Here is a 17,413-nt window from a genome sequence, read left to right as displayed (position 1 = left end):
ATTTTAAAGATTTTCAAATACTCAAAAATTTCAAACTAAGGAACGTAAGTCTTGAAAGTTCCGTTTTTATAAAATACCACTATCTTTTCAATTTCATTTTCTGCAGCATTTAAATTTTGGTTTTTAATTTCTGCAGAGGATGCATTTTTCGTTTTTATATTTTCTGATAAAGAATTTCCTGAAGCAGCATTTTTGTCTAATGGAATAGAGGAAAGAGATTTTGTAAATTCAGGCACTGATTCATTTTTCTTTAGATCGGAACTGTCTTCTGTTTTTGGAAAATTCCCCGTACCATTTAAAATCCAGTATAAATCAATTTCAGGAAAAACCTCCAAAATCTTGAGTACAAAATCTAAGCTGGGTTTGTTTCTGCCGGAAAGCAGGTGAGACATACTGGAACGCTGAACTCCAATTCGATCTGCGAAAGAGGAAGCATTTAAGGCGTAATAGTCTAGTATAATTTCAAGCCGTTTTACAAAATCGTCGATGTTTACCATTGTAAATTACTGTTTGGAAATTTGCTGTTTACAAATGTAATCAAAAGCAGTACGCAAAACAATTTAAGAGTCAAAAATCTTTAATTAAGCCTTGAAATAGCATATTTATTGCTTTAAGTGATTGCTGTTAATTAATTGAAAAATAAAGAATTGATTTTATGGAATTAAAGTTGCGACTAATGTTTATTGGTGAAGTGAGAGGGGGTTTGGAAATAGAGAGAAAACTGTTTACAATTCTAAATTAATTTGTTTACAAATCATTTACAATTGTAAAAATAAAGATGTTTACTTTTGTAAACTAATCAAAACACGATGAATTTAGAAGAATTATTTCACCAGCATAAAGAACAAACCATAGAAGGACGTTATCTGACTTTAGATCATATTCAGCCTTTATTAGAGCAATTAAATACAAACAATCAAGTAAAGATTATTGGTAAATCGGTTTTAGGAGAACCCGTTTATAGTTATCAAATTGGGAGCGGTCCAACACGTATTTATCTTTGGTCTCAAATGCATGGAAATGAAAGTACGACTACAAAAGCGCTATTTGATTTTATAAATGTGTTAAACAGCGGTTCTGAGTTTGCGCAGAAGATGTTAAAAAACTTTACTTTTTACAGTATTCCAATGCTGAATCCTGACGGAGCAAGACTGTATACACGTGAGAACGCTAATAAAGTGGATTTAAATCGTGATTCGCAAAATCTAACGCAGCCAGAAAGCAATATTTTAAGATCGGTATTTGAGGCTTTTAAACCGCATTTCTGTTTTAACCTGCATGATCAGCGTACTATTTTTGGGGCTGGTGAAACCGGAAAACCGGCAACGCTTTCGTTTTTGGCTCCTTCTTATAATGAAGAGAGAGAAGTTAATGAGAATCGTTTAAAGGCTATTAATGTTATTGCCGGAATCAATGATGTTTTACAGCAATATATTCCCGGGCAGGTCGGACGTTTTGATGACTCATTTAATATCAATTGTATAGGGGATACATTTCAGCATTTGGGAGTCCCGACGATCTTGTTTGAGGCAGGTCATTTTCCTGATGATTACGAGCGCGAAATCACTCGAAAGTTTTTATTCTTTTCACTTGTTTCGAGTTTTCAATTGATTAGCGAAAACGATTTAGTTGATAATAGAATTAATGATTATTTGAATATTTCACAAAATAAAGTGGTTTTTTATGATTTTATGTGGAAAAATATCAAAATAAATTATGATGGTATCGAAATTATTACGAATTTTGTCGCACAATACAAAGAGGAATTGATTGAAAATAAGATTCATTTCAATGCTTACATAGTTGAAGTAGGCGATTTGGAAAATTATTTTGGACATTATGAATACGATGCAAAAGGTGCTGGTTACTCTGATGACTTTGGTAGTTTTCCGAAATTGAATCAAAAAGCAGATTTTTGTTTAGATAAAAATGTTAAATTTGTTAACGGGTTGATAAAAAGTTAGATTTTTTGTGAATTTGTTGTTTTTTATACATATTTTTATACTTTGTAATAGCAATTAGTAATATTAATTAAAGAATTATGAGTAAATTTCGTTTAGATGAAGTAGATCACCAGATTTTAGATATGTTAATAGACAATACGAGAGTTCCGTTTACTGACATTGCTAAAAAACTATTGATATCTGCTGGTACAGTGCATGTTAGAGTAAAAAAGATGGAGGACGCAGGGATAATAATGGGATCTTCATTAGCCTTAGACTATGATAAGTTGGGGTATTCATTTATTGCTTATGTGGGTGTGTTCCTTAATAATACGTCTCAAACTAAATTTGTATTAGAGCGAATCAATCAAATTCCATTCGTAACAGTAGCTTCTGTAACGACAGGAAAATTCAATATTTTTTGCAAAATTAGAGCAAAAGATACTAAACATGCGAAAGAAGTTATCTTTATGATTGATGATATTGACGGTGTTTACAGAACAGAAACTATGATTTCATTAGAAGAAAGTATAAACGATAAGAAGCGTTTGATGCATACTATTTTTAAAAATATGTAATATTTTCTTGAATGCTATATCTAAATATAACCTCAAGTTTATTCTTGGGGTTTTTTTATGACCAATTAACCAACCAACTACCCATAAATTATGTACACGTTACCAAAAATCGAACGTTTCAATCAGGACGTTCTTTCAAAATACCATATTTACAATAGTGTATTTATAACATTACCTTTTGATTCAATTGATAATACAGGAGTTTTACTTCCTTTGTTTACAGATACTTGTGAGACAGGATTCAAAAAGCAGGAAACTCCTAAAGAAATTGTTAATTTCTTCTCTAATAAATTCCTGAATGATGCTTCAGAAAAAGACAAAATCGATTTAATGTTCCGATTTATTCAGTATATCGAACGTCAGATTGTATTGTTTGATGCCATTGAAGATGCTGCTTTTCCGGAAGTTAATAATATGGAAGGGCGTGGTTCGTTGCGTGACATTAAAGAAAAATCAGATGCAAAGGAGAAGAATGAGGAGTTGATTGAGTTTTTAGAAAACTTTAATGTCAGAACTGTTTTAACAGCGCATCCAACGCAGTTTTACCCAGGGCCTGTTTTAGGTATTATAAATGATTTGAAAGATGCTATTCGTTCAAATGATTTATTAAAAATCAAACAATTGCTGGCGCAGCTTGGAAAAACACCTTTTATTCAGAACGAAAAGCCAAATCCTTATGATGAAGCGGTGAGTTTGATCTGGTATTTAGAAAATGTGTTCTACGCTACTTCAGGAGAAATTGTTCACTATTTGCAAAAAAATATCCTTCAGGGGAGTTCTATTCAGAATCAATTGATAAAATTGGGTTTCTGGCCGGGAGGTGATCGCGACGGAAATCCTTTCGTTACGACCGATATTACTTTAAAAGTAGCCGAGCGTTTGCGTACCTCAATTCTGAAGTGTTATTATATAGAAATGAGGAATTTAAAAAGAAAGTTAACTTTCTCAGGAGTAGATACTTTGGTTTCTGAACTTGAACATAAACTTTACCGTTCTGTTTTTTATTCTAAAGGCGAGATTTATATCACTCTGGAAGAATTATTATCGCAATTAAACAAAATCAGAACCATAATTATAGAGAAGCATCAATCCCTTTATTTAGATGAACTGGAAGCTTTTTTAGTAAAAATTAATCTATTTGGTTTTCACTTTGCTACGTTGGATATCCGTCAGAACAGTAAAATTCACAATGCTGTATTTAAAGATGTGGTGGATTTTTATCTGAATTCGGGTTCAGAGATATTTCCGAAAAATTACTTTGATTTGTCTGAAGAGGAGAAATTAGGGGTTTTATCGAAAGTAAAAGGGGACTTGAATCCTGCTGACTTTGAAAATGAAATTACAAGATCAACATTAGAATCTGTTCAGGCCATTAAAACCATACAGCAGGCAAATGGTGAATCTGGAGCCAATCGTTACATTATCAGTAATAACGAAAGCGCTTTGAATGTTATGGAAACTTTTGCGATGATTCGTCTGAACAATTGGGAGAATCCGACGGTAGATATTATTCCGCTTTTTGAATCTGTTGATGATTTACAAAATGCACATCAGATTATGGAGCAATTGTATACTAATTCAGAATATTCAAAACATCTTGAAGCGAGAGAAAACAAACAAACCATTATGTTAGGTTTCTCTGACGGAACGAAAGATGGGGGGTATTTAATGGCGAACTGGAGTATTTATCAGGCTAAAATTTCATTGACAGAAATTTCAAGAAAATACGGTATACAAGCAATATTTTTTGATGGTCGCGGTGGGCCTCCTGCTCGTGGTGGTGGAAAAACGCATAAATTTTATGCCTCTTTAGGACCAAAAATCGAGAATAACGAAATTCAAATTACAATTCAGGGACAAACGATTAGTTCCAATTTTGGAACTTTAGATTCCTGTCGTTATAATATTGAGAACTTATTAAGTGCCGGAGTGACCAATCAGGTTTTTAGTAAAGAAAAGAATGAGCTGAGTGTTGAAGAAACTGAAATTTTGACACAATTGGCTGATTTAGGATATGAAAAATACCTGAGTTTCAAGAATCACCCAAAGTTTATTCCGTATCTGGAGAAAATGAGTACGCTAAAATATTACTCAAAAACCAATATCGGAAGCCGACCGTCTAAAAGAAGTAAATCCGAATCACTTGATTTCGCTGATTTGAGAGCGATTCCTTTTGTGGGATCCTGGAGTCAGTTAAAGCAAAATGTACCGGGATTTTTTGGGGTTGGTTCAGCTTTGAAATATTTTGAAGAAAGTGGACAGTGGGACAAAGTTCAAAATTTGTATCACGATTCCTTGTTTTTCAAAACATTGTTAGAGAATAGTATGATGTCATTGGCGAAATCGTTTTTACCGCTAACTGCTTATATGAAAAATGACCCTGAATTTGGTGAATTCTGGCAAATTATCTACAATGAATTTTCAGAAACCAAACGTCTTTTGTTGAAAATTGCAGGGCATAAAACGCTTATGGAAAATTACCCTGATGGTATAGCATCGATTCAGATAAGAGAGCGTATTGTATTGCCATTGTTGACAATACAGCAATATGCTTTGTTAAGAATTAACGAATTAAATAAGGAGAGTGTGGTAGATGAAGACTTGGTTAAAGTGTATGAAAAAATAGTAACAAGATCACTTTTCGGAAATACAAATGCGAGTAGAAACTCAGCTTAAAAATTATAAAAAATGAACACAGCTTTATTAACAGAAAATGAATATTCTGGCGGATTTGCCAATTACATCAAAGAAGCCGGAGACGTAAATTTATTTGAAGAATTAGAAATTTCATTGCATGAGTTTATCAGATTTGTGCAAAATATCCCGATGGATAAATTTGATTATCGTTACGCAGAAGGAAAATGGACGATTAAGGATATTATTCAGCACATTATGGATTGTGAGAGAATTTTTGCTTACCGTGCTTTGCGATTCTCGCGAAATGATAAAACGGCTTTACCAAGTTTTGAAGAGAATGACTATGCGATTAGTACAGATTCAAATAGCAGAAGTATTCAGAGTTTATTAACGGAACTCTCTGCTTTAAGACATTCTAATTTGTTGTTTTTTAAGAGTTTGTCAGAAGAGCAGCTTAAGAGAATTGGGACAGCTTCTAATCTTCAGATTTCTGTACGTGCTCTGGGATTCGTAATAATTGGACATCAAAAACACCATCAGAAAGTTTTTGAAGAACGATATTTGTAAAATTCTTTCCAGTATAAAACAAAAAATCCTGTGGAGTAAATTTCGCAGGATTTTTTTATTTTTTAGTTAAGCTACTTTTTTCTCTTTGTGATGAAAGAGGTGATAAATTTTTGTCGCCACGACCCAAGCGATAGCGAACAGGCGAAGCAATTCACGAATTTTTGTTTTTATGTCATCTCGGCGAAGTAAGAAATCACATGTGCTGAGTCCAAACTGAATTTCTACACTATTTGTCATTTCGACCGAAGGGAGAAATCACACAAGAAACTCCGCTCCTAGAATCTCAATCTTTGTCGAATCCCGCATGTGATTTCTCCCTTCAGTCGAAATGACAAAAAAAAGCAAGTCTTACTTGTTTCGTTCCACAATTGCAAGTCCTAAACGAATTTTATCATAACTCATTTTCTCCTCAAAATAATCAAAGTAGGGTTTTAGAGCAGAAGGATATTCCAGTTCGATTTGAGCTTTGTGCAATTGTTTGACTTCTTCATTTGTTACAAACGAACTTAAATCGATTTCCTCACCGTCAAGATATAGTTTGGCTAAGTGTGATATAATTGTGGTATAGCCTAAGTTTCTTTTTCCTGCAATTTCTGTGACAGTTTCGCCATTTCTAAAAAGTTCTAAAGTAGTCTTATACGTGTTGCTTTCTTTTTTTACTTTTGTGTTTGTCTTTTTGGCTTTCTGAAATTGAATGATAGCCTTTATAAATTCAGAACCATATCTTTCGAGTTTTGCATTTCCGACACCATCGATAGCAAGGAATTCTTCATCACTCATTGGTCGTAAGGTTTCCATTTGTCTCAGAGCAGCATCACTGAAAATTACGTAAGCCGGAACTTCTTCTTCCTGAGCAATTTCGTAGCGTAGTTTTCGTAGCGTTTCGAAAAGAGAATTTTTGGCCGTTTTTGTATTGGCTTCTTTTACTTCATTTTTATCAATTACCTTTTTAACGACTGTATTTAGTTTTACTTTTTCTCCTTCAAACAAAACTTTTTTCGCAAAAGACGTTAGTAAAATTTTATTGTGCTGATGAAAGGCAATTTCGAGATATCCTAAGTTGATCAACTGAATTAAGTATTGATTCCAATCGTACCAGGAAATGTCGGATCCAATTCCGTACGTTTTTAGACTTTGATAGTTTTTTTCGTAGATATACGCATTTCTCGAGCCTCTTAAAAAATCAACAATTACAGCTAACGGCTCAGATTCTTTTAAACGGGCGATTGCAGACAGCGCTTTTTGCGCTAAAATAGTTCCATCAAAAAAGGTGGGCGGATTTTTGCAGATGTCACAGTTACCACAATTTTCTTTTACCAGTTCGCCGAAATACGAAAGCAGAATTTTTCGACGGCAGCTTAAAGCATCCGCGTATTGTTTCATTCTTTCTAATTTTGCCAATTGCACATCGGAGTTTAATCCTTCGGAGGCAAATTTTTGTAATTGTATTACATCGGCGTAACTTTCGAACATTACGGTTTCAGCAGGTAACCCATCCCGGCCCGCACGACCGATTTCCTGATAATAACCTTCAATATTTTTGGGTAAATTGTAATGTATAACCCATCGAACATTGGATTTATCGATTCCCATTCCAAAGGCAATCGTGGCACAAACCACCTGGCAATCGTCATTTATAAAATCATCCTGAGTTTTAGCTCGGATTTTATTGTCAAGCCCGGCATGATAGGCCTTTGCAGTAATTCCATTCTTCTTTAGTTTATCCGCCAGTTCTTCGGTTGTTTTTCTGCTTAAGCAATAAACAATTCCGGATTCATTGGGTTTCTTTTCAATAAAATCAACAATTTGTTTGACGCGGTCTAAAGCCGGGCGCACTTCGAGGCTTAGATTTTTTCGGTCGAACGAGGCTACGAACGTTTTTGGATTTCTAAGTTTTAACTGTTTGATTATATCAGTTCGGGTTGCTTTATCGGCTGTAGCGGTTAAAGCGAGAACCGGAGTAGAAGGGAAGCGGCTCTTTAAATATCCTAAATTAGTATAAGCCGGACGAAAGTCGTGTCCCCAGGAAGAAATACAATGCGCTTCATCAATTGCAATTAAACTGATTGTCAACTCGTTGAAAGCTACGTCCAAATATGACAAGCTCTCGGGCGCAATGTAAACAAGCTTGAAAGTGTTTGATTTTAAATTGTCTATGTAAAATTGTTGTTCCTGACTGGATTGACTGCTGTTGATGTAGCAGGCATTAATACCATTTGTTTTTAGACTGTCGACCTGATCTTTCATCAAAGCAATTAGTGGAGAAATCACAATTGTGATTCCGGGTAAAACTAAAGCGGGCAGCTGAAAACAGATTGACTTTCCTCCGCCGGTTGGCATAATAGCTAAAGTGTCCTGACCGGAAAGTATCGTAGTAATTATTGTTTCCTGATTGGGTCTGAATTTTTCAAATCCGAAATTTTCCTTTAGTTTGGCATGTAGAATTTCTGAAGTCATGGCGTTGATTGATTAGGAAGAAAAGCAAAAAAGCAAATATATAGTATTTTTCTTATTTTTTAAACAGAGGACTTATGTAGTCATAAAAAAAAGGAACTCCAATAGAGTTCCTTTAAATTATCTTGAAAAAGATTGCTTAATCTTCGTCTTCATCATCTTCGTCGTCAGCAATATCTTCTTTGTCTTCGTCGTCATCGTCGTCATCTCCATTGTCAACATCTGGTTTGTCCTGATTGTCATCATCGTCGTCGTCGTCAATATCGTCATCAAGATCAAGACCTTTTACAGGTTCGATTGTATCTACGTCTACGTCGATATCATCGTCTTCATCATAATTTTCGATTCTGTCAGCAAGTTTAGTACTAATTTTTACCAAATAAATAGTGTCTTCAGTACGAACTTCAACAGCTTCAACTAATTCGTTTTTAGCATTTCTAAAACGGATTACATCCGAATCATCATAACCATCAGGAAATTTTTCTACCAAAAGGTTTAAAATTTCGTTGGTAAGTTTAGCGTAGTCTACTATAACTCTTTTCATATATATCTTATAGATCTAATAAATAAGCAAAAATTAATGGAGCCACAATTGTAGCATCCGACTCTATAATAAATTTAGGGGTTTTGATGTCAAGTTTCCCCCATGTAATTTTCTCGTTCGGAACTGCTCCCGAGTACGAACCATAACTGGTTGTTGAATCTGAGATTTGGCAGAAATAACTCCAGAAAGGAACATCGTGCATTTCCATATCCTGGTACAACATTGGCACTACGCAAATAGGGAAATCTCCTGCAATACCACCACCAATTTGGAAGAATCCAATTCCGTTAGCGCTGTTTTTTGGATACCAATCTGCAAGGAAAGTCATGTATTCAATTCCTGATTTCATGGTAGAGGCTTTTAAATCACCTTTAATTACATAGGAAGCAAAGATATTTCCCATTGTACTGTCTTCCCATCCCGGAACTATGATAGGTAAATTTTTCTCAGCAGCGGCATACATCCAGCTGTCTTTTAAATCAATTTCGTAATATTCTTCTAAAACGCCTGATAAAAGCATTTTATACATGAATTCATGTGGAAAATAACGTTCTCCTTTATCATCAGCCTCTTTCCAGATTTTGTAGATGTGTTTTTGCAAACGACGGAATGCTTCATGCTCAGGAATACAAGTATCAGTAACACGGTTTAATCCTCTTTCCAATAAAGCCCATTCGTCTTCCGGTGTTAAATCACGATAGTTTGGCACTCTTTCGTAGTGAGAGTGTGCTACTAAATTCATGATGTCTTCTTCTAGATTGGCTCCAGTACAAGAAATAATTTGTACTTTATCTTGTCTAATAATTTCGGCAAAAATTTTACCAATTTCTGCTGTACTCATAGCGCCAGCCATACTTACCATCATTTTAGCTCCATTAGCCAATTGTTGTTCGTATGCTTTTGCAGCATCTACTAAAGCGGCAGAGTTGAAGTGTAAATAATGTTTTTCAATAAACTGACTGATTGGTCCTTTCATTTGTTCTTGTTTTTTTATTTTTTTTTGAATTAAAAGTTTAACCTTTTAGTTGATACTGCAAATTAATAATTTTATATTTATTAACATTTATTTAGCAGTATTTTTTTTTAAACCTTTTTTGTATATCCTAAAATCTTTAACACATCGTCAGAAGTTTGTTGTTCAGAGAAAACTTCTGTAGCTAAAATGCCATTTTCATCGCGATCTATTAATATATGTTTAGGCTGCGGAATCAGACAGTGGTGTAAACCGCCATATCCTCCAATAGTTTCCTGATACGCACCAGTATTAAAGAAACCAATGTATAGTGGCTTTTCTTTGTTGTATTTAGGTAAATAAATAGCGTTCATATTTTGCTCTGAGTTGTAATAATCGTCACTATCACAAGTCAGGCCACCTAATAAAACCCGCTCGTAAGTATCATTCCAGCGGTTTACCGCCAACATGATAAAACGTTTGTTTATTGCCCAAGTATCCGGCAAAGTGGTAATGAATGACGAATCAATCATGTTCCATTTCTCTCTGTCATTTTGTTGTTTTTGATACAAAATCTGATAGATCGCGCCACCGCTTTCACCTACCGTAAATGATCCAAATTCTGTAAAGATGTTGGGTACATCTACTTCGGCTTCGTCACATGCAATTTTAATCTGATTGATAATTTCATCAATCATATATTGATAATCGTATTCGAATGCAAGAGAGTTTTTAATCGGGAAACCACCTCCAATGTTTAATCCGTCTAGGGTAGGGCATTCCTTTTTAAGGGCAATGTATACTTTGATACATTTTACCAACTCATTCCAATAATAGGAGGTATCGTTTATTCCGGTATTGATGAAAAAGTGAAGCATTTTTAACTCCAGTTTGTCATTCTCCTGAATTTGTTTTTTATAGAACGAAACGATGTTTTTGTATCCAATTCCTAATCTTGAAGTATAGAACTCAAATTTAGGCTCTTCTTCGGCAGCAATACGAATTCCAATTTTGAATTTTCCTTTGATTTCAGCCTGAAGTAAATCTAACTCTTCGTAGTTGTCAATAATCGGAATTGTGTTTTTATGCCCGTTATTGATCAATCTCGCAATATTACTAATGTATTCGTCTCTTTTAAATCCATTACAGATTACATAAGTACTTTTGTTGATTTTACCATTTTCTAATAAATTCTCAACAATATTTACGTCAAAAGCCGAAGAGGTTTCAATATGAATGTTATTCTTGAAAGCTTCATTCATAATGTATTCAAAATGAGAGCTTTTTGTGCAATAACAGTAGTAGTACTTGGCATCGTACTTATTTTTCTCCATTGATTTTCTGAACCAGGCTTTTGCCTTATTAATGTTCTCTGAGATCTGAGGTAGATAAGTAAACTTTAAAGGAGTTCCGTATTGCTCTACCAATTTCATCAAATCGATGTTGTGAAATTGTAGATTGTCTTTGTTTAATTTGAATTCTTCCTGAGGGAAATAGTAAGTTTGATTGATAAGGTCAGAATATTTTGTATTCATTTATTTTTTAATATTTAGGATGTGATATTTAATTTAGATGACGAAAATTCAATCTAAAATTCAAACCCTAATATTAGCAAATATAATTTCCAGCTTTTCGTGTTCTGCTTTCGAGCACAAAAAGACATCAAAACAAAATGGACTTTTACTATTATAAAAACGGTTCAACATTCTTAGTAAAGAACTGTTGAGGCGGTTTCTGTAAGAGTTAAAATGTCTTTGTTTACTGTTCGTTTTCATCGTGGCAAATGTAAAAAATAATATATACCTAAAGCAAAGCTTTTTTATTAAAAAAAGTTTAAGATTTATAATCCTGAAACGCGTCTAGAATCAATTTATTTTCAACCGATTGGTTAATTTTTATTTTTCCGATTCCTTCGATTAAGGCAAATTGAATTAATCCGTACTCATTTTTTTTGTCGTGAATCAGCAATTCGAGGATCGGATCGATGTCGTTTTCTTCGATTTTTACGTCTTCGTAAATACTCTTAATTGCGGTTTTAATTTCGGCATATTCTGCTGCTGAAATTAAGTTTTTGTGCAGTGAAATATAACTTTCCAATATCATTCCAATCGCAATGGCTTCACCGTGTAATAGTGTCGTTTTTGTTTCACTTTCTAAAAAGTAACCTTCTATGGCATGCCCTAAGGTGTGTCCAAAATTAAGGGCTTTACGAATGTTCTTTTCGGTTGGATCCTGAACAACAATGTCATTTTTTATCTCTACAGAACGGTAAATCAATTCGTCAAAATCAGCGTAATCAATTGAATTTAAATCTAAAAACCGCTTCCAGTAGGCGGAATCGTAAATCAACCCGTGTTTTAGCATTTCGGCAAGACCGGAACGCATTTCGTTTTGCGGTAGCGTTTCAAGATATTGTGTGTCAATTAATACCATTTGAGGTACGTTAATTACACCAATTTGGTTTTTTAAATTTCCTAAATCTACTCCGGTTTTTCCTCCAACAGAAGCATCAACCATAGATAATAAGGTAGTAGGGATATTGATAAAATCTACTCCGCGCTTAAAAGTCGAAGCAACAAAGCCTCCTAAATCAGTTACAACACCACCACCAAGATTAATAACAAGTGATTTTCTGTCGGCACCAAGTTCTGTCAGGACTTTCCATACTTCAATACAGGTTTCAATATTTTTATTGATTTCTCCTGCTTCAAATTCAATGATCTCAATGGTCAGATCAGTTTCCAATAAAGGTAAAAACTTCGGTAAACAATGCTCATTGGTTTGATTATCAACTATAATAAACACGTTTGAATATTTACTTTCTTTTAAGTGATGGTTTAAAGCTTCGTATGCATTTTGGTTAAAATGCACCAGATAATTATTGGCCTGAATAGATTGCATATCTCTGTCGTTGAATTGAAACCGCAAAATAAGGCATTTTTAACTAAATAATATTCAAAGTTTTGTTCTAATTTGTATTAAAACGAATCATTCTATATAAGGTTTCAAGGTGTTTATCTGTAATTTTCTTTCAAAAAGATTGTTATGTGGCAAACTCTTGTGTTGCAAGCTGTAAAAATATAACAATGTTGTTAATGATATTGAAAAATTGGGTAGTGATTATTGACAAATATTCAAAACTCTATCTATATTTGCATAAAAAACTGACCTTAATGGAAAAAATATTTGATAACACTCAGGTTGCATTTTCGCTAAAAAGTGATACGGAACTTGACAGAGCTTATTTTCTTTTTAAAATGATCGACAGCCAGCCTTTGGTGAGGATAGGAACCGCTGTTACTAATTTTGCTATTAAAGCGCATCTTCCGGTAGAGGGATTGATTCGTGCAACCGTTTTTGACCATTTTTGTGGTGGTGTAAACGAAGACGATTGTATTACAGTGGTAGACAAAATGTTTACTAAAGGTGTTTCATCAGTGTTGGATTATTCAGTTGAAGGAAAAGAAGAAGAAGAGCAGTTTGATGCTGCTTTAGAAATGACACTAAAAACCATTGAATTTGCAAAAGAACGTCTGGCGATTCCGTTTGCAGTATTTAAGCCAACCGGTTTTGGACGTTTCGAATTATATGAAAAATTAGGAGAGAAACAAACGCTTTCTCCAGCAGAACAAGCAGAGTGGGATAGAGTAGTAGCCCGTTTTGATCATGTTTGTGCTGAAGCTCACAGAAAAGATGTGGCTTTGCTAATTGACGGAGAAGAAAGCTGGATGCAGGATGCGGCCGATGATTTGGTTACCGACATGATGCGTAAATACAATAAAGAAAAAGCGATTGTTTTCAATACTTTGCAAATGTACCGTTGGGATCGTTTGGATTATTTGAAAAAACTGCATGAAGTGGCTAAGAGCGAAGGTTTCTTTATAGGAATGAAGATCGTTCGTGGTGCTTATATGGAGAAAGAAAACAAACGTGCGGAAGAGAAAAATTACGTTTCCCCAATTTGCGTTTCTAAAGAAGCTACAGATATTAATTATGATGCTGCTATACGTTATATGGCAGAGCATTTGGAAAGCATGTCCATTTTTGCAGGAACTCACAATGAATTGAGTTCTTATAAACTGATGGAGATCATGCAGGAAAAAGGAATTGCGAAAAACGATACTAAAATCTGGTTTGGACAATTGTACGGAATGAGTGATAATATCAGTTACAATTTAGCAGAGAACGGCTATAATGTTGCGAAATATTTACCATTCGGACCAGTCAAAGATGTTATGCCTTACCTGATTCGTCGTGCAGAAGAGAATACTTCAGTTGCAGGTCAAACCAGCCGCGAATTGTCTATGATTAAAGCGGAACGTAAAAGAAGAAAAGGAAAATAAATTAAAGTAAAATTCCAATACAATAAAAAATCCCAAATCCCAATCGCAACAATTGGAATTTGGGATTTTTTATTGATTTTGTCTTATTTATCTATTAAATCCGACGGTTTTTAAATCCGGTCAGATTTGGGTATTGAATTAAAATGAAACCTGGCATTGTAAAACGACCATTCCTAATCGGTCACTTTGTTTGTAAGCACCTGTAAGGTTTTTGTCGTAAACCGCTCTGTTTTGATAGTTTAAACTGAATTTTGGTCCCAAAGTACCGGTAGTGTAATAATTTACACCTAACTCATACATAGCCATTGGACTGTCTAATGCTTCCAAGTCTGCAATTTGTGTGGCAGCATACGGCTGGAAACGACCTTTTTTGGATTCGTTATCTGATTTTCCAAAAAGATATCCTAACTGAGCGTAATAAATATTTCCGGTTCCTACACCGATAAATCCGGCACCTGAACCGTTTATCAGAGAATTATCGCCTATAGCGGGATTGGGTGTGTTAACAGACTGGATGTAATTTTTTCCGTAATTATTATTGTTAAAAGCCGCGTAAGCAGTTATAGCAGCACCTTTACTGTTAATTGGACTGTCGTAAAAAACATCAAAACCCAGTATTCTCATATCGTCGTATGCGATAGCCGCATCAGGAGTTAAGCGCCACATGGCTTTGGCTTGAGTCATATAGCCTAGTGCGATATTAAAGATTTTCTTTGTTCCTAAATACGTTCCTTTGTGGTAGGCATCTTCAAGAGATTCTTTATCGAAGAAAGAATAAGTTAAGATTCCTGCATATTGTGCTTTTGGTGTTTGTGTGCTTACCGAAGAATTAATGCCCAGATTGTCAGTTGTACTTCGGTATGGATTGGTAATAGCGGCACGATAATTAAATTTGCCCAGATCACCTTTAGCGTAAATACTTAGATTTCGGTTTCCGAATGTCGATGAAATATTAGTAAACTGCTGGTACATGGGCGTATCCAGAGTAAGATGTGAGGAAGAACTATTCGCTGAATAACGAGTTGTTCCGGCTCCCCAGGCTGTTAATCCACCGCCAATATGAAGTTTTTTACTAAAATGATATTCTCCTAAAGCATCCATAACTGAAAGCGGTGCATTTGAAGGTCCATTGTTTTGTGTGAAATTAATATTGTTCTGTCCCAGTTGAAGATGAAAGAAAATATTCTCCGTCAGCATTCCCATTGCCTGCAAACGCAAACGTCTGATGACGATATCGTAGGTATCACTAACTTCATTTGTGCCAATTTTACTTCCTTCGTTCAATTCGGAATATCTTCCCCAAACCTGAAGGTTCATTCCAAATTTGATGTATTGTGATCCGTCTTTGGAAATATTAACCACATTAAAAGGTTTTTCCTGAGCAAGAACATTGATCGTATTTGCAACAATAAATAATAAAATTAAAGCGATTCTTAAATGTGGCATTTCTTTGGTTTAAGGTTAGTTAATACTGCTTACATTCTAATTAGGAGTTGCTGAATTGAAGGTTGCTTAAGTTTTTATAAGTTCCATTCTCCAGATTGATCAATTCCTGATGTGTACCTTCTTCGGTAATTTTTCCATGATCTAAAACCAAAATTTTATCGGCGTTTCTAATAGTCGAAAGTCGGTGTGCGATGATGATGCTTGTTCTTCCTTCCATTAAAACTTCCAATGCTTCCTGAACCAGTTTTTCACTCTCACTATCTAAAGATGATGTTGCTTCATCTAATATTAAAATACTTGGGTTTTTAAGTAATGCTCTTGCGATTGCAATGCGCTGACGCTGTCCACCTGATAATTTTACGCCACGTTCTCCTACCAGGGTTTCAAATTTTTCAGGGAAACCTTCTACAAAATTAAAAGCATTGGCTTGTTTTGCCGCGGCGATAATTTCTTCATTGGTAGCATCCGGCTTTCCGTAAGCAATGTTTTCTCTAATGGTTCCGCCAAACAGTATGACATCCTGAGGAACGATACTCATGTTTCCGCGAAGCTCTTCTAAATCGTAGTCATAGATGCTTTTTCCATCAACAGTAATGTCACCAGATGTTCTGTCGTAAAAGCGTAAAAGGAGCGAAGAGATGGTTGATTTTCCGGCACCGCTAGGGCCTACAATCGCAATTTTCTGACCAAATTCGGCAGTGAAATTCACCTCTTTTAGTACCTCAACTTCTTTTCTGGAAGGATAACTGAAAGCAACATTTTTGAAGGAAAGATTTCCTTTGATTTTTTCAATTGGGGTAGTTCTGGTTTTGGCATTGATATCCTCCGGAGTTTCTTCCAGTAATTCAAAAACACGTTCCGTTGCGCCAACTGCTTTTTGAATCTGCGCATACATTTCGGCAATTCCGCCAAAAGAAGCACCAATAAATGTGGTGTAAAGTACAAAAGAAATCAAATCTCCTACGCCTTCCACTTCACCTTTAATGGTTAAGGTGATTCCGTACCAAACCACAGCAACGACACAGCCAAAAAGACAAAGAATGATAAAAGAAGCGAAGTAACCTCTGTATTGACCGCCTTTTATAGCGATTTTTACAATTTCTTTGATTTTATTTTTATAACGCTGAATTTCGTACCATTCGTTGGCAAAAGCTTTTACATTGCTTATTCCTTGCAGCGTTTCTTCAACAATTACCTGGCTTTCGGCTACTTTATCCTGCGTTTTCTTTCCGTACTTGCGAATGAATCTTCCAAAAACAACTGCCGCTACAGCGACCACAGGTACAATAGCCAACATCATTAAAGTTAACTTTGGACTGATGTTACCTAGGATAACAAATCCACCAATAATTAGGATCAACTGACGTAAAAATTCAGCGATGGTCGTAGTGAAAGTATCCTGTAGTTGTGAAATATCAGCACTGATTCGGCTGTTTAGTTCTCCAACACGTTTTTGAGAATAAAATGACATGGGTAGTTTTACTAAGTTTTCATACAAAGCAAAACGAATGTTTGAAAGTGAATTTTCAGTAAAATTTACAAAAAGCGAAATTCTGAAAAAAGAGAAAATAGCTTGCAGTGTAAGGATGACCATAAGTCCAACCGCAATTTCGTTGGCTCTGTTGAGATTTTTATTGGTAACGCAATCCACGAGCATACCCATTAATTTGGGAAAGGCAAGGGCAGTGGCGCTGGTTAATAAGAGAAAAATCAATCCCAGAAAGAATTTCCATTTGTGATTTTTACCGTATTTAAAAATTCGTAGTGCTTTTTGAAGTGAATTAGAGTCTAATTTAGCTTTAGGTAAATCGTTTTCTTGATATCTAGGCATTTGAGTATACTATTTAAGGTATGCAAATGTATGATTATAGCGAGTGAATACAAAAGAATATTCGAAATTAGGCTTTGAGATTTCATTTTTTAACTAAATGGTAAAAAATGGTAAAAAA

General features: G+C 34.9%; 13 protein-coding genes. 5 read left to right on the top strand and 8 right to left on the bottom strand.

Going from position 1 to position 17,413, the window contains the following annotated elements; translation table 11 throughout:
* Positions 1-35: 35 nt before the first annotated feature.
* Positions 36-497: a helix-turn-helix transcriptional regulator gene (locus tag LNQ34_RS20125; RefSeq protein WP_230001005.1), complete on the bottom strand. Its 462-nt coding sequence runs from the start codon at positions 495-497 to the stop codon at positions 36-38.
* Positions 498-809: 312 nt separating this feature from the next.
* Between LNQ34_RS20125 and LNQ34_RS20120 the strand changes: the two genes are divergently transcribed.
* The 4 genes from LNQ34_RS20120 to LNQ34_RS20105 all read left to right on the top strand — a co-directional run bounded on the left by LNQ34_RS20120 (position 810) and on the right by LNQ34_RS20105 (position 5,725).
* Positions 810-1,964 carry a M14 family metallopeptidase gene (locus LNQ34_RS20120; RefSeq protein ID WP_202703029.1) on the top strand — a complete coding sequence of 385 codons (1,155 nt, stop codon included), beginning with the start codon at positions 810-812 and terminating at the stop codon, positions 1,962-1,964.
* A gap of 77 nt (positions 1,965-2,041) precedes the next feature.
* On the top strand, positions 2,042-2,521 hold the full coding sequence (locus tag LNQ34_RS20115; RefSeq protein ID WP_008468989.1) for an Lrp/AsnC family transcriptional regulator: 480 nt from the start codon (positions 2,042-2,044) through the stop codon (positions 2,519-2,521).
* Between the two features lie 90 nt (positions 2,522-2,611).
* Positions 2,612-5,197: a phosphoenolpyruvate carboxylase gene (locus tag LNQ34_RS20110; protein ID WP_230001004.1), complete on the top strand. Its 2,586-nt coding sequence runs from the start codon at positions 2,612-2,614 to the stop codon at positions 5,195-5,197.
* 12 nt (positions 5,198-5,209) lie between these two features.
* Positions 5,210-5,725, top strand: coding sequence for a DinB family protein (locus LNQ34_RS20105; RefSeq protein ID WP_230001003.1), 516 nt, complete (start codon positions 5,210-5,212; stop codon positions 5,723-5,725).
* A 348-nt stretch (positions 5,726-6,073) separates the two neighbouring features.
* On the opposite strand, the gene recQ is transcribed toward LNQ34_RS20105, so the two are convergent.
* The 5 genes from recQ to aroB form a co-directional block, all read right to left on the bottom strand.
* On the bottom strand, positions 6,074-8,182 hold the full coding sequence (gene recQ, locus LNQ34_RS20100; protein ID WP_230001002.1) for a DNA helicase RecQ: 2,109 nt from the start codon (positions 8,180-8,182) through the stop codon (positions 6,074-6,076).
* A gap of 136 nt (positions 8,183-8,318) precedes the next feature.
* Positions 8,319-8,723, bottom strand: coding sequence for a hypothetical protein (locus tag LNQ34_RS20095; protein ID WP_017498534.1), 405 nt, complete (start codon positions 8,721-8,723; stop codon positions 8,319-8,321).
* 7 nt (positions 8,724-8,730) lie between these two features.
* Positions 8,731-9,699, bottom strand: a complete 969-nt coding sequence (locus LNQ34_RS20090; RefSeq protein WP_017498535.1) for a deoxyhypusine synthase family protein — start codon at positions 9,697-9,699, stop codon at positions 8,731-8,733.
* A gap of 107 nt (positions 9,700-9,806) precedes the next feature.
* Positions 9,807-11,210 carry a type III PLP-dependent enzyme domain-containing protein gene (locus tag LNQ34_RS20085; protein WP_017498536.1) on the bottom strand — a complete coding sequence of 468 codons (1,404 nt, stop codon included), beginning with the start codon at positions 11,208-11,210 and terminating at the stop codon, positions 9,807-9,809.
* Positions 11,211-11,508: 298 nt separating this feature from the next.
* Positions 11,509-12,576, bottom strand: a complete 1,068-nt coding sequence (gene aroB / locus LNQ34_RS20080; RefSeq protein ID WP_230001333.1) for a 3-dehydroquinate synthase — start codon at positions 12,574-12,576, stop codon at positions 11,509-11,511.
* A gap of 272 nt (positions 12,577-12,848) precedes the next feature.
* On the opposite strand from aroB, the gene LNQ34_RS20075 reads away from it, so the two are divergent.
* Positions 12,849-14,018: a proline dehydrogenase family protein gene (locus tag LNQ34_RS20075; protein WP_230001001.1), complete on the top strand. Its 1,170-nt coding sequence runs from the start codon at positions 12,849-12,851 to the stop codon at positions 14,016-14,018.
* A 138-nt stretch (positions 14,019-14,156) separates the two neighbouring features.
* On the opposite strand, the gene LNQ34_RS20070 is transcribed toward LNQ34_RS20075, so the two are convergent.
* Together LNQ34_RS20070 and LNQ34_RS20065 are read right to left on the bottom strand one after the other, a co-directional pair.
* The gene (locus LNQ34_RS20070; RefSeq protein ID WP_230001000.1) at positions 14,157-15,464 is read right to left on the bottom strand and encodes an OprO/OprP family phosphate-selective porin; all 1,308 of its coding nucleotides are present in this window, start codon (positions 15,462-15,464) and stop codon (positions 14,157-14,159) included.
* A gap of 40 nt (positions 15,465-15,504) precedes the next feature.
* Positions 15,505-17,295: an ABC transporter ATP-binding protein gene (locus tag LNQ34_RS20065; RefSeq protein ID WP_202703035.1), complete on the bottom strand. Its 1,791-nt coding sequence runs from the start codon at positions 17,293-17,295 to the stop codon at positions 15,505-15,507.
* Positions 17,296-17,413: the final 118 nt, after the last annotated feature.

It is taken from the genome of Flavobacterium lipolyticum (assembly GCF_020905335.1).
Lineage (GTDB): Bacteria > Bacteroidota > Bacteroidia > Flavobacteriales > Flavobacteriaceae > Flavobacterium > Flavobacterium lipolyticum.
This window is presented reverse-complemented; position numbering and strand designations above follow the sequence as displayed.